Source organism: Streptomyces sp. NPDC037013, from assembly GCF_055607265.1.
In genome coordinates, this window is sequence record NZ_JBVJRV010000006.1 from 21,839 (window position 1) to 34,766 (window position 12,928).

The window sequence follows — 12,928 nt, forward strand, 5'->3', positions numbered from 1 at the left end:
ACAGTGCTCAGGGGTTGAGCCCCTTGCTCTGGAGCCAGCCCAGCGGGTCGATCCCGGTGCCGTCGGGGGTGTGGACCTCCAGGTGGAGGTGCGGCCCGGTGACGTTGCCGGTCGCGCCGACGCGGCCGATGACGTCGCCCGTGCTGACCTTCTGGCCCGCGCTGACGTTGAGCGAGGACTGGTGGCAGTACCAGACCTCCGTGCCGTCCTCGAGTTCGAGCACGGTGCGGTAGCCGTACGCGCCCGCCCAGCCGGCCTCCTTGACGGTGCCGGTGTGCACGGCCTTGAGCGGGGTACCCGTGGGAGCGGCGAAGTCCAGGCCGGTGTGGTGGCCCGAGGACCACATGGACCCGGCGTCGCCGAAGTGCGAGGTGAGCGTGTACGAGGAGGTCGGGATGGCGTAACTCTTGGCGAGCTTGGCAAGGCGCGCGGCCTCGGCCTTGGCCTTGCGGGCCTCCTCCTGCTTCTTCTTCTCGGCGGCGGCCTTGGCGTCCGCCTTCCGCTCGGCGGCCTTCTGCTGCGCGGCGGCCTCGTCGGCGGCCTTCTTGACGGCGGCGTCCTCGGCGGCGGTGCGTACGGCGGAGTCCGCCTGGTGCTGCTGGTTCTCGGCCTGCCGCATGATGCGGGCGCGCAGTGCCTCGCCCGCGTCGGTGGTGCCCTGTTCGGCGTCGGCGGTGCTCACGCCGGCCGCGGTGAGCGGCGTCGCGGCGGCGACGGACGGAGCGGCCTCCGCCGTGTCGCCGGCCAGCAACGAGCCGACGCCCGGCAGGGATTCGGCGTCCGGCAGCGAGTCCGCGACGGTGCCCACGCCCGGCAGGTCCGGCATGGATATGGCGACCGGCGGCTTGCCGTCCTGCGCGGTGGCCATGCCGCCCGCGCCGACGGCCGCGATGACGCCCACGCCGAGCACGGTGGAGCTGCGGGCGAGGCCGCCACCGGCCTTCTTGTGCACACGGTGCCTGCCGCGGACGGGACGGACGGACTCCTCGGTGGGGTTCCACTCGTCGAAGGAGCCCTCGTCGTACGGACCGAAGTCGTCGTCATTCGGTATGTACACGGCTTGGGGGGCAGGCCGGTTGGACGCCACTGGGGCGCACTCCTTTCCTTCCTTCTCGCCTACCGGGTTAGCTGACGGGTTCGGAGCAGGAAGGTCTCCTACGGGCGCCTGGCGCGGATGCACGGATGCATGAGGCGCAGATGCCCGATTCACCCCAAGTTGGTGGTTCCCCGGCTCCCTTGCGGGATTAGGCGCGTGCGCACGGAGCCGCCTCTAGTGACGGCTGGGACGACCGCGCTGCGTTATCGAACGTTAATAGACAGCGGGTCGGTATTCCAAGCCGTTCCGGTTGATCGTTAACGCTGATCGCCTGTACGTATCGGGACACGGGGTGCCGGAACGGGGCGAGTTGACCCACCTTGGTCCGCACCGGAACTTCACATTCCCTTGACAGGATGTCAGTTGCCCTGCGGAACGGTGAACTTCAGTCACCGGTGGTGACGTCCGGATCCCCGGCGACGGGCCGCCGCACGGCGAGCAGCGCCATGTCGTCGGTCATCCGGCCCCCGGTGTGCCGCCGCACCTCCTCGGCGAGCGCGGCGAGCAGCGCGCGCGGACCGCCCCGCCCCGGGAAGATCCGCCCGCCGAGCCGGGTCGCAGGGTCGTAGAACGTGCCCTCCGCGTCCCGGGCCTCCGACAACCCGTCCGTGTAGAAGAGCAGCGTCGCGCCCGGCGGGAACTCCGTCTCGTCCGCCCGGTCCGGCCAGACGCCCAGCTCGCCCATGCCGAGCGGGAGCGCGGGCTCGGTCGCCGTCAGGACGCACAGCCGCCCGTCCCCGCGCAGCAGCAGCGGCGGCGGATGCCCCCGGTTGATCAGCCGTACGCCGCCGTCGGCGTGCCGGATCTCGGCGAGGACGGCGGTGGTGAACCCCTCGAAGGCGTCCAGACCGTCGCGCCGGGTGCCCTCGCGCGCGAGGGCCCGCTCCAGGCGCTGGGCCACCGCCTCCAGGGTGGTCTCCTGCTCGGCGGCCTCCCGGAAGGCGCCGATGACGACGGCGACCGCCGCGACCGCGCCCATGCCCTTGCCCCGCACGTCGCCGACGATGAGCCGCACCCCGTGCGGGGTGTCCTGCACGGCGTACAGGTCGCCCCCGATGAACGCGTCGGCCTGCGCGGCCTCGTACCGCGCAGCGATGTCGAGGCCGCCGATCCGCGGGTCGGGTTCGGGCAGCACGGCGCGCTGGGTCGTCTCGGCGATGGAGCGGGCGTTGGCGAGCCGGTCGTTGCCGCGCCGCACGACGCGGTTGATGACGATGGCGAGGGCGGCGACGGTCACCACGGTGATCACCTCGGTGACGGCCTCGACATGGCTGCCGACCGCGTTGCCGAAGTGCAGGAAGAGGACGGCACCGGTGGCCGCGGCGCCGGTCAGGACGGTGCTCAGCAGCGAGTAGAAGGGGGCGGCGATCAGCGGGGCGGCGGTGTAGAGGGGAGCCGCGGTGAAGTCGGGCGGGGTCGACACGTCGTATGCGACGCCGAGGACGAGCAGCAGCAGGGGCAGGGACCGTACGAAGGCCTTCTCGTGCGCGGTGGCACCCCTGGCACCGCATCCGCCTCGCTGCCCCACCGCTCGTCTCCCGCCGCCTCCGCGCCCATCACCGCGCTCCACTCAGGGTTCCCCCGGCGGGGAGCGGATGCGACCTGGTGCGGGCCGACCGGGTTACCCGGCGGGCGTGACACGAAGACACCGACACGAAGACACGGCATGGAAAACACGGCATGGAAAACACGGCGTGAAAAACACCCAGGGCCGGGAAGCTGATGCTTCCCGGCCCTGGGCCTTCAGTAGCGGGGACAGGATTTGAACCTGCGACCTCTGGGTTATGAGCCCAGCGAGCTACCGAGCTGCTCCACCCCGCGTCGGTGAACCCAACAGTACGCCATGCGAAGGGGTGCGTCGAACCACTTCCGTCAGGGCGCGGCCTCGCCCGCGTGCGTGAGCGTCTCCCAGGCCACGAAGAGGCCGTCCGTGCCCTCCGGGCGCCGCTGCTCGGTGTACTTCTCGGTGTACGGCATCTCCAGGTGCAGCCGGCCGTGCAGGTGGTTCAGGCCGACCTCCGTGTCGGGCCCCATGTCGCGCCGGACGGTGCCGCCGCACAGCCACGGGGGCGCCTTCTCGCCCAGCTGGTACCTGGCGTGGAACTCGAAGGCGGCCCGCAGCCGCTCCTTGGCCTCCCCGTACAGGTCGACGCCCTGGTGCCGGGCGGTCTCCGCCATGTGCGCGGCGGCGGCGAGGGAGTAGCTCGCGTGCTTGAAGTTGCGGCAGGTCTCCTGGGAGATCCCGTCGGTGAAGGTGTCCTGCCCGAACCAGTACTTCTTCAGCTCGGCCGCGGTGTCGATGCCGCTGCCCTCCGGGGAGACGGGCAGCTTCCCGTCCGACTCCAGATAGAAGTAGGCGGGCACGCGGGTCCTGAAGTGGTGCACGGCCTTCTCGAACGTCGCGTGGTCGTCGAGGAAGACGGCCATCGACATGGTGGCATCGGCCATCACCAGGTCCCAGTTGCCGTTGAAGTCGGCGGAACCGTCCCTGACCTGCGGCAAGTAGGCGTTGCGCAGCATCCGTTCGAAGCGCAGCAGCGCGCCGTCGTCCCACCCGTCGTACGTGTAGCGCACGGCCTCGGCGGCCCGCGCCCAGGACGAGGCGGCCCAGGCGGTCTGCAGCCCGGCGTTGGCCTCGGTGTGGCCGGTGATCACCTTCGACCAGGCGTCCATGATCTGCACGGCCTTCTCGGCGTGCGCGCGGTCACCGGTGATGTTCCAGAGCAGGGCCTGGGTGTACGCGGCCAGGGCGTCCTCGCGCTCTTCGACGCAGCCCCGGCCGGGGCGGGTGTCGGGCGGGCACTCGACGACGGCGTACGGAGTGGCCCGGTAGTCATCGGCCGCGAACCTGCTGCCCCGCATCTGTTCGAACGCCTTCAGCCAGGGCTGCTCACGGGCCCGGACGTGCGCGCGGGCCCGGTCGAGCTGTTCCTTGCCGACCAGGACGCCGGGGTGGGTGAACGCGAGGTCGAGGGGGCGGGCCGCGGCCGTACGGGTGTCCGACCCGCCGGAACCGCCGCCGCACGCCGCGGCGAGGGCCACGAGGAGGGGCGCGAGGAGGAGGACGAGGACGCGCCGCCGCTTTCCGCGTACGGGGGCGGCCGGCCTGTCTCCGCGTACGGGGGCGGCCGGCCTGTCTCCGCGTACGGGGGCGGCCGAACTGTCTCCACGTACAGGGGCGGCCGGACTGTCTCCACGTACGGCTGCGGCCATGCTGCACCTCCGGGTCGGGCCCACTGCCCTGGCAGTTCAGCCTGGCCCGGAGTGCGGGCCCGCGCATGGCCGGACTACGCCGTCCGGGCGACGCTCGCACTCCCCCGCGCACGGCGTGCTCTTTTTGCGCACGCCGTATGCGCCGATTGAGGCGCGCGGGGCTGGGGACCTGGGAGGCAGGCCCTGGTTCAGCGGCGATCCTCTAGAGGGCTGGCCGGGCCAGGTTCCTCCGGTTCAGCAAAGAGCCGGGGGAGCCGCGCGAGACCCGTGCGGGGCCCCGGGCACCGGTGTGTCCGCGCGCCCGGAGCACCGGTACGGCTAGGTGATGCCGCCCCGCTCGCAGACCTGCCGCGCCACGTCACGCAGCTTCATGTTGTTCTCCTGCGAGAAGCGCCGCAGCACGTCGAAGGCGTCGTCCTCGGTGATGCGGTGGCTGCCCATGAGGATGCCCATGGCCTCGCCGATGGTGTGCCGGGTGGCGACCGCCTGTTCGAGCTGGGCGTGGCCGCGGGCGCTGGAGAAGGCGACGGCGGCATGCGAGGCGAGCAGCCAGCCGGCCACCTCGCTGGCCTCCGTGAACGCCCCCGTACGACAGGAGTAGAGGTTGAGGGCGCCGAGGTCCTCGTCCTCGGTGAAGAGGAGGAACCCCATCATGCTGCCCACGCCGAGCTCGCGGACGCGAGGGGCGTACGCGGGCCAGCGGGGCTGCTCACCGGTGAGGTCGGCGATGCGGAACACCCGCTCCCCCGTCGACCTGCGGGCCGCGTCGAAACAGGGCCCTTCGCCGAGCTTCTCCTGCAACCGGTCGCTGTCGACGACGAGTTGCTCGGTGGCCGCCAGCGTCGCCACGCTCTTCCCCCGCAGGACGAGGATCCCGGCGGCGTCGCAGCCGTCGACCAGCTCGACGGCGGAGGTGGTGATCTGGCGCAGCGTGGCCTCCACGGACTCCTGCGCCAGGAGATCCCGCGCCAACGACGCCATCTGCAACGCGAACCGACGCCAGTCCATGAGTACCCGCCCCTCCCCTGCCCGGCCTCGCCCGCCAGCCTGCCACGCGCACGCCCCCGCGGCCCCCGTCTTCGCACACAGGGTCCCCGCAAGGAGCACGAAAGCGCCGGAACACACCACAGGCCCAGATCGGATCTCGTCCGGCCTGGGCCTGAGCGGGTAGACCGTGTGGGACTCGAACCCACAACCAATGGATTAAAAGTCCACTGCTCTGCCAATTGAGCTAACGGTCCTCGGCGGTGCACCCCCGAGCATAGCGGGACGGGCCCCGCCTTCCGATCGGGTATCGCCGTCGAGGGCCGGCGCGGTTACGGATCGAGGGGTTCCGGACGTGTCGCGCGGGCGGCGTCGCGGGCCCGCGTGCGCGCGTGTTCCGGGTTGAGGAACCAGTGCCTGGCCGAGGCCAGCCACCAGATCGCCGCGAAGCCGAGGACGACGAGCACCGCGATCGGGGCGTAGTTGAACGTCTCCCACGTGACCGGCGAGACCTGCGGCAGCATGAACAGGACCGTGATCACGCCGACCCACGCCACCGCCACGATGCCGACCGGACGCGACCAGCGGCCCAGATGCCAGGGCCCGCGTTCGAACGCCTCGCCCTTCCGCAGCCGCAGCAGGGTCGGGACGACGTAGGCGATGTAGAGCCCGATGACGGCGATCGAGGTCACCGCCGCGTACGCCGTGACGTTGATCAGATACGGCAGGCCGAGCACCAGCGCGCCGAGCGCGGCCAGCCACACCGCAGCGACCGGGGTCCTGGTGCGCGGGCTGACCGTGTGCCAGATGTGCGAGAAGGGCAGCGCGCCGTCCCGCGAGAAGGCGTAGATCATGCGGGAGTTGGCGGTCACCGACGCCATGCCGCAGAAGAGCTGGGCGCCGATCACGACGAGCAGGAGCAGCTTGCCGGAGGTGGCGCCGAGCGCGTCGAGGAGGATCTGGGCGGGCGGCGCGCCGGTCGCCGACCCGCGGGCGCCCTCGTACGACTGGATGGCGAAGGTGAAGCCGAGGAGCAGCACGAACCCGGCCACCCAGGACGTCCAGATGGCCCGGACGATGCCCTTGGGGCCGGCGGTCGAGGCGTCGTGGGTCTCCTCGGTCATGTGGGCGGAAGCGTCGTAGCCGGTAAAGGTGTACTGCGCCATGAGCAGGCCGATGAGGGCGACGTACAGGCCGCTGCCCCACCCCGTGTTGTTCACGAACTCGGTGAAGACGAAGGACGCGGACTGGTGGGAGTCGGGGGAGAAGGCGAGCGCGCCGACGATGACGGCGACGCCGGCCACGTGCCACCACACGCTGACGCTGTTGAGCAGCCCGACGATGCGCACGCCGAAGGTGTTGAGCAGGCCGTGCAGGACGAGGATCGCGGCGAAGAGCAGGATCGTGCGCTCCTCGGTGACCCGGAAGTCGAACTGGAGGTTCAGGTACGCGCCCAGGAAGGACGCCGCGCCGAAGTCGATGCCCGCGGTGACGGCGACCTGCCCGAGGACGTTGAACCAGCCCGTGAACCACGCCCAGGCCGCGGCCGAACGGGCGGGCGCCAGACGGTGCGCCCAGAAGTAGAGACCGGCAGAGGTCGGGTACGCGGAGCAGATCTCCGCCATGGCGAGCCCGACGAAGAGCGTCATCAGGCCGACCCCGACCCATCCCCAGGTGATCAGGGCGGGGCCGCCGGTGTTCATCCCGAACAGGTACATGGTCAGGCACCCGGACAGGACCGAGATGATCGTGAACGAGACGGCGTAGTTGGAGAACGCCGACATCCGACGGGCGAGCACCTGCGTATAACCGAGCTGAGCAAGCCGCTCCTCATCGGAACCGGGCGCCGGCTGCGGTGGCTGTTTCCATTCACTCGGGTCACTTGTCATGCCCCCAGCGATTCCCTCGGCGGCGACCCGGCATGCGCCGCGGGCGGCCACAAGATGGCCCGGACACAGCAGTGGCCCCCACCCGTAGCGGGTGGGGGCCACATGCCTATGCGTCAGTGCCGTCAGCCGTTGCGCTTCCAGCGCGGCTTGTCGTCGCGGCGGCCGAAGGAGCCCGTGCCGGAGCCGGTGCCCGGGCGGTCGTCGCGGCGGTTGTACGACGGGCGGTCGTGGCCGCCGGAGCGGAAGCCGCCGGAGGGGCGGTCGTCGCGGCGGTCACGGTTGAAGGGGCGGTCGCTGCCGCGGTGGCCGCCGGAGGGGCGGTCGTCCCGGCGGAAGCCGCTGCCACGGTTGTCGTCACGGCGGAAGCCGCCACCGCGGTTGTCGTCGCGGCGGAAGCCACCACGGTCACCGCCACGGTCGCCGCCGCGGTCGTCGCGGCGCTCGAAGGAACGGCCGCCGCGGTCGTCACGGCGCTCGTCGCGGCGGAAGCCACCGCCACGGTTGTCGCCGCCACGGTTGTCGCCGCCACGGCTGTCGCGGTTGAAGCCGCCACCGCGGTTGTCGTCACGGCGGAAGCCGCCACGGTCGCCGCCGCGGTCGTCGCGGCGCTCGAAGGAACGGCCACCGCGGTCGTCACGGCGCTCGTCGCGGCGGAAGCCACCGCCACGGTTGTCGCCGCCACGGCTGTCGTCACGACGGTCGCGGTTGAAGCCGCCACCGCGGTTGTCGCGGCGCTCGTAGTTGCCCCGCTCGTCACGCTGCGGACGGCGGTTCTCGTACGAGGAGGAACGGTCGTCGCGGACCGGACGCTCGGCCACGGGCTGCTCCGGGACGGAGACGGCGGCCTCGACGACGGCCTCGGCGGCAGCGGCGGCCTCGGCCACCGCGGTCTCCGGATCCTCGCCGCGCTCGCGGGCGGCACGCGCGGTGAGGCGGTCGGCCTCCTCGCGCAGCTCGGCGGCGCGGCGCTGGGCGCGCTCCAGCTCCTTGGTGAGCTCCTTGACCTCACGCTCGGCCTGGGTCGCGGCGTTGCCCGCGGAGTCGGCCTGCACCTCGGTCATGGAGCGGGCGCCGGTGATCTCGGCGACCTCCGGCTCGAAGGTGCCGCCGCCGTTGATGATGTGGCGGCTGGCGTCGACGCCGGCGTCCTCCATGAGGCGGAAGATCTGGCGGCGCTGGTGCGGCAGCGAGAGGGAGACGACCGTGCCGGAGCGGCCGGCGCGCGCGGTGCGGCCGGAGCGGTGCAGGTAGTCCTTGTGGTCGCCGGCCGGGTCCACGTTCAGGACCAGGTCGATGCCGTCGACGTGAATGCCGCGGGCGGCGACGTCGGTGGCGACGAGGGCGTTGACGTAGCCCTTCTTGAAGTCCTCGAGCACGCGGGTGCGGGCACCCTGCGTCATGCCGCCGTGCAGCGCGTCGGCCTTCACACCGGAGTCGCAGAGCTGCTCGGCGATGCGGTCGGCGCCCAGCTGGGTGCGGACGAAGATGATGGTGCGGCCCTTGCGCGCGGCGATGGCGGCGGTGACCGGCGCCTTGTCGCGGGGCTTCACGATCAGGATGTGGTGCGACATGGTCGTGACGTTGCCCTGGGCGCTGTCGACCTCGTGCGTCACCGGGTCGGTCAGGTAGCGCTTGACCAGCGTGGAGATCTCGTTCTCCATGGTGGCCGAGAACAGCATCCGCTGGCCACCGGCCGGGACCTTGTCGAGCAGCTCCGTGACCTCGGGCAGGAAGCCCAGGTCGGACATCTGGTCGGCCTCGTCGAGCACCGCGATCTGGGTGTTCTCCAGCGAGCAGGCGCCGCGGTTGATGATGTCGCGCAGGCGGCCCGGGGTGGCGACGAGGATGTCGACGCCGCGCTCCAGGGCGTAGATCTGGTTGCCCATCGACGTACCGCCGCAGACGACCTTCATCTTCAGGCCGAGCACGTCGCCGTAGGGCTGGAGGGCGTCCGCGACCTGCATCGCGAGCTCACGGGTCGGGGTGAGGATGACGCCGCGGGGCTTCTTCTTCTCGGTGCGGCCCTCGGCGGCCAGCGTCGCCAGCATCGGCAGACCGAACGAGAGGGTCTTGCCGGAGCCGGTGCGGCCACGGCCGAGGATGTCCTTGCCGGCCAGGGCGTCCGGGATGGTCGCGGCCTGGATCGGGAAGGGCGAGGTGACGCCGTTCTGGGCGAGCTTGCGGACGATGCCCTCGGGCAGACCGAGGTCGCCGAAGGTGAGACCGGGCTCGGCGTCGGCGTCGGCCTCGGGGGCCTCGGCGTCGGGGGTGACCTCGGTGACGTCCGCGGCCTCGGGGACCTCGACCGGCTCGACGGTCTCGGTGACGGCCTCTGTGGCATCACTCACGACGGTCTCGACGATCTCGTTCTCGGGCAGGACGGCGTGGTCAGAACTGAAAATGGACATGCGAAATGCGAAACCTTCCGGAGTCTCGGCACGCGCCCGTCAACTCCGTGATTTCGCAATGGACCGCCTCGATGCGGTCAGCCACGGCAAGGGAGAGTACGCGCCACGCGGCGCTCTTCTGTGTCGGCGCCGGGCAAATGGGATCAAACGATCTACCACCATACGCACCCCCCACCCCAAATGGCAAACCGCCCCCTTTCCGGGGCCCGGCTCCAGGCCTCCCGCACCCCGGCACGGCCGCCCGGAGAGCTACTGGGGGCCCGCCTCGGGAGAGGGCTCGCGCTGCTCGATCTGCGCGGCCCTGCGCTGCAGCTGGGCGTCCTGCCCCGACCCCTCGTGCGCCGAGGACGACGGCTCCGGAGTGGTCGGATCCGGCGTCGGGGTCGGCGTGGGCCTGGGCGGGGTGGGCGCCGTGCTCGTCCGGGTCGCGGTCGGTTTCGGCCGCGTCGGCGTGGGTCTTCCCGGCCCGCCCTGCTCCGTCGGTTTCGCCGCGGAGGACGCCGAGGACGACTCCGAGGGCTTCGCGCCGCGCGGCCCGGACTTGCCCGAACCCGCGGACGACCCCTTCCCGTGCCCCTTGCCCTTGCCCTTCCCCTTGCCGCCCTCCCGGCCGTGCTCCCCGCCGGCCTCGACGTCACCGCCGTGCTTCACCGGGCCGCCGTCGGGGGCCGCCGCCCCGCTCCGGTGCCCCGCGGACCGGTCGGGGCCCGGGGCGCCCTTCCCGTCGTCGCCGATGCTCATGCAGCCCGCGGTCGCCGCTACGGCCACCGCGACCGCGGCCCAACGGACGGGAACGTACAACTGGCGCACGGCCGAGCACCTCCTGAGGCGCTGAGAATCGAGACGCCCTGCCCAACTCCCCCGGCCCGCAAGAGGACACGGAGGGCAACCCCCCGAAGGCCCGTCCCGTCGCCGTCCCGCACACCCTGGCGGACGGCCTCGCTCACCCGTACCCGAGCGCGTGCAGCCGGGCGTCGTCGATGCCGAAGTGGTGGGCGATCTCGTGCACCACCGTGATCTCCGTCTCGGCGACCACCTCGTCGCGCGAGGCGCACATCCGCAGCGTCGGCCCGCGGTAGACGGTGATGCGGTCGGGCAGGACGCCCGCGTACCACTCGCCGCGGTCGGTCAGCGGGGTCCCCTCGTACAGCCCGAGCAGCTCGGGGTCGTCCGAGGGCGGCTCGTCCTCGACGAAGACGGCGACGTTGTCCATCAGCCGCGTCAATTCCGGCGGAATCCGGTCGAGGGCCTCGCCGACCAGTTCCTCGAACTCCTCGCGCGTCATCTCCAGCACTCCCCCATTGTCGGCCACCTCACCGCCGCCGTCCCGGCATACCCGTCGCCGTACTTGGGCATACGGGACCAATGGCCCGCGACTTCGCCGTCGTCCCCCGGGGCGTACGCAGGGCGACCACCGCCCTCCTAGGCCGCCACCGCACCCGCGCCCGCACCCTCGCCACCGACGACGGCTCCGCGCGCCACCCGCTCAAGTCCGCCCTCGGCCTGATCGCGGTCGTCCTCCTCGGCGCCTGGCTCGGCCTGCTCGTCGTCGGCAGCGTCCGCGCGCCGGTCGGCCCGATGGACACCCGCATGACGCTGCGGCCGTCCGTCTCCGGCGGCACGAAGATCGACGTCTCCCCGCTGGGCGCCCTCGAACTCCGCTCGCACACCGCCCCGCTCCGCCTCGACGTCGACGTGGACCGCCTCGACCCGGTGCGGGCCCAGGCCCTGGTCGACCATCCCGAACGGCTCTCCGGACTCCAGGACGAGATCGCGCGCGACGTCGGGCACGGCACGCTCGACCTCGCCGTACGCTCCTGCGTCGCCGTCGTCTTCGGCGCCACGGCGCTCGGCCTCGCCGTCTACCGCCGGCCGCGCCGCGCCCTCGCGGCGGGCGGCCTGGCCCTCGCCCTCCTCGCGGCCTCGGGCACGGTCGCGTACGCCACCTGGAACCCGAAGTCCGTCCTGGAGCCGAAATTCTCCGGCCTGCTCAGCAGCGCCCCCTCGGTCGTCGGCGACGCCCGCAGCATCGTCAGCGAATTCGACGTCTACCAGCAGGAGTTGGCGCGCCTCGTCACCAACGTGACCAAGCTGTACGACGTGACGTCCACGCTCCCCGCGTACCAGCCGGACCCCACCACGGTGCGGGTCCTGCACGTCTCCGACATCCACCTCAACCCGGCCAGCTGGAAGATCATCTCGTCCCTCGTCGACCAGTACGACATCGACGTCATCGTCGACTCCGGCGACACCATGGACCACGGCTCGGCCACCGAGAACGGCTTCCTCGACCCCATCCGGGACCTCGGCGCGCCCTACGTGTGGGTGCGCGGCAACCACGACTCGCACACCACCCAGCGCTACCTGGAACGCTTCAAGAACGTCCACGTGCTCGACGACGGCAGGGCCGAGACCGTCGCGGGCCTGCGCTTCGCGGGCATCGGCGACCCGCGGTACACCCCCGACCGCTCGGCGAAGACCGACGGCGACGCGGTCGAGCACATGGCGGGCATACGCCTCGCCTCCGCCCTGCGCGCCGAACGGGCGGCCGGCACCCCCGTCGACGTGGCCATCACGCACGACCCCACGGCCGCGCGGGAGACGGACGGCGAGGTCCCGCTCGTCCTCGCGGGCCACATCCACCACCAAGAGATGGAGGTCATGGAGCAGGGCACGCGGCTGCGCGTGGAGGGCTCGACGGGCGGCAGCGGGCTCCGCGCCGTCGACGACAAGTACCCCGACCCGGTCCAGGCGTCCGTCCTCTACCTCGATCGGACGAGCAAACGCCTCCAGGCCTGGGACGAGATCGAACTGGGCGGGCTCGGCCTGACGAAGGCGGAGGTCAGCCGCCATCTCCCCAAGGAGAACCGCCCCGGTGCGCCCACCTCGCCGACGCCATCGGCCCCCTCCCCGTAAACCGTTTTGGCGATAGCTCCCCGCATCCCATATGCTTCTCACGTCCCCGAAGCGCTGCAAGGCGCACACGGCGGGCCTCTTAGCCCTCATCGTCTAGTGGCCCAGGACGCCGCCCTTTCAAGGCGGTAGCACGGGTTCGAATCCCGTTGGGGGCACGCAACACCATGTGCGAGACTGGTTCTCGCAACATGCTTGGTCCTGTGGAGCAGTTTGGAGTGCTCGCCACCCTGTCAAGGTGGAGGCCGCGGGTTCAAATCCCGTCAGGACCGCTTGCGATTCCTCGCGGATCGCGTGGCTGGGTAGCTCAGTTGGTACGAGCGATCGCCTGAAAAGCGATAGGTCGCCGGTTCGATCCCGGCCCCAGCCACCTCTCCAGAAGCCCCCCGGCTCCCCCGGCGGGGCTTCTGCCGTTTCCGGCCTCT

The 12,928-nt window shown here is 71.7% G+C and carries 9 protein-coding genes, 5 tRNA genes and 1 riboswitch; of the genes, 4 read left to right on the forward strand and 10 right to left on the reverse strand.

The features are described from left to right. Nucleotides 1-7: 7 nt before the first annotated feature. From ACZ7DY_RS22275 to ACZ7DY_RS22320, 10 genes are all read right to left on the reverse strand, one after another. Entirely contained in the window at nt 8-1,087 is a 1,080-nt protein-coding gene (locus ACZ7DY_RS22275; RefSeq protein WP_471137771.1) for a M23 family metallopeptidase, read from the reverse strand. An 11-nt stretch (nt 1,088-1,098) separates the two neighbouring features. After that, nucleotides 1,099-1,261, reverse strand: a riboswitch (cyclic di-AMP (ydaO/yuaA leader). A gap of 220 nt (nt 1,262-1,481) precedes the next feature. After that, entirely contained in the window at nt 1,482-2,624 is a 1,143-nt protein-coding gene (locus ACZ7DY_RS22280; protein ID WP_471137773.1) for a PP2C family protein-serine/threonine phosphatase, read from the reverse strand. Between the two features lie 219 nt (nt 2,625-2,843). Further along, nucleotides 2,844-2,917, reverse strand: a tRNA-Met gene (locus ACZ7DY_RS22285). 51 nt (nt 2,918-2,968) lie between these two features. Further along, on the reverse strand, nt 2,969-4,309 hold the full coding sequence (locus ACZ7DY_RS22290) for an alginate lyase family protein (RefSeq protein WP_471137775.1): 1,341 nt from the start codon (nt 4,307-4,309) through the stop codon (nt 2,969-2,971). 318 nt (nt 4,310-4,627) lie between these two features. After that, the gene (locus ACZ7DY_RS22295; protein ID WP_471137777.1) at nt 4,628-5,317 is read right to left on the reverse strand and encodes a GAF and ANTAR domain-containing protein; all 690 of its coding nucleotides are present in this window, start codon (nt 5,315-5,317) and stop codon (nt 4,628-4,630) included. 160 nt (nt 5,318-5,477) lie between these two features. Further along, a tRNA-Lys gene (locus ACZ7DY_RS22300) sits at nt 5,478-5,550 on the reverse strand. Between the two features lie 75 nt (nt 5,551-5,625). Then, nucleotides 5,626-7,182, reverse strand: a complete 1,557-nt coding sequence (locus ACZ7DY_RS22305) for an amino acid permease (RefSeq protein ID WP_471137778.1) — start codon at nt 7,180-7,182, stop codon at nt 5,626-5,628. Between the two features lie 122 nt (nt 7,183-7,304). Next, on the reverse strand, nt 7,305-9,590 hold the full coding sequence (locus ACZ7DY_RS22310) for a DEAD/DEAH box helicase (RefSeq protein ID WP_471137779.1): 2,286 nt from the start codon (nt 9,588-9,590) through the stop codon (nt 7,305-7,307). A 249-nt stretch (nt 9,591-9,839) separates the two neighbouring features. Beyond that, a complete protein-coding gene (locus ACZ7DY_RS22315; RefSeq protein ID WP_471137780.1) occupies nt 9,840-10,400 on the reverse strand; it encodes a hypothetical protein in 561 nt (186 codons plus the stop codon). Nucleotides 10,401-10,533: 133 nt separating this feature from the next. Beyond that, nucleotides 10,534-10,884 (reverse strand): metallopeptidase family protein, encoded by a 351-nt coding sequence (locus tag ACZ7DY_RS22320; protein ID WP_471137781.1) that lies wholly within the window; start codon nt 10,882-10,884, stop codon nt 10,534-10,536. A 71-nt stretch (nt 10,885-10,955) separates the two neighbouring features. On the opposite strand from ACZ7DY_RS22320, the gene ACZ7DY_RS22325 reads away from it, so the two are divergent. The 4 genes from ACZ7DY_RS22325 (at nt 10,956) to ACZ7DY_RS22340 (ending at nt 12,873) form a co-directional block, all read left to right on the forward strand. Further along, nucleotides 10,956-12,506: a metallophosphoesterase family protein gene (locus tag ACZ7DY_RS22325; protein ID WP_471137782.1), complete on the forward strand. Its 1,551-nt coding sequence runs from the start codon at nt 10,956-10,958 to the stop codon at nt 12,504-12,506. A gap of 82 nt (nt 12,507-12,588) precedes the next feature. Then, nucleotides 12,589-12,661 (forward strand) — tRNA-Glu (locus ACZ7DY_RS22330). A 39-nt stretch (nt 12,662-12,700) separates the two neighbouring features. Continuing rightward, nucleotides 12,701-12,775, forward strand: a tRNA-Asp gene (locus ACZ7DY_RS22335). Between the two features lie 24 nt (nt 12,776-12,799). Then, nucleotides 12,800-12,873 (forward strand) — tRNA-Phe (locus ACZ7DY_RS22340). Nucleotides 12,874-12,928: the final 55 nt, after the last annotated feature.

What these genes read in the sequence shown, in the direction of transcription:
- ACZ7DY_RS22290 (WP_471137775.1), bottom strand. Translation starts at nt 4,309, where the DNA reads ATGGCCGCAGCCGTACGTGGAGACAGTCCGGCCGCCCCTGTACGTGGA.
- ACZ7DY_RS22295 (WP_471137777.1), bottom strand. Translation starts at nt 5,317, where the DNA reads ATGGACTGGCGTCGGTTCGCGTTGCAGATGGCGTCGTTGGCGCGGGAT.
- ACZ7DY_RS22305 (WP_471137778.1), bottom strand. Translation starts at nt 7,182, where the DNA reads ATGACAAGTGACCCGAGTGAATGGAAACAGCCACCGCAGCCGGCGCCC.
- ACZ7DY_RS22310 (WP_471137779.1), bottom strand. Translation starts at nt 9,590, where the DNA reads ATGTCCATTTTCAGTTCTGACCACGCCGTCCTGCCCGAGAACGAGATC.
- ACZ7DY_RS22325 (WP_471137782.1), top strand. Translation starts at nt 10,956, where the DNA reads ATGGCCCGCGACTTCGCCGTCGTCCCCCGGGGCGTACGCAGGGCGACC.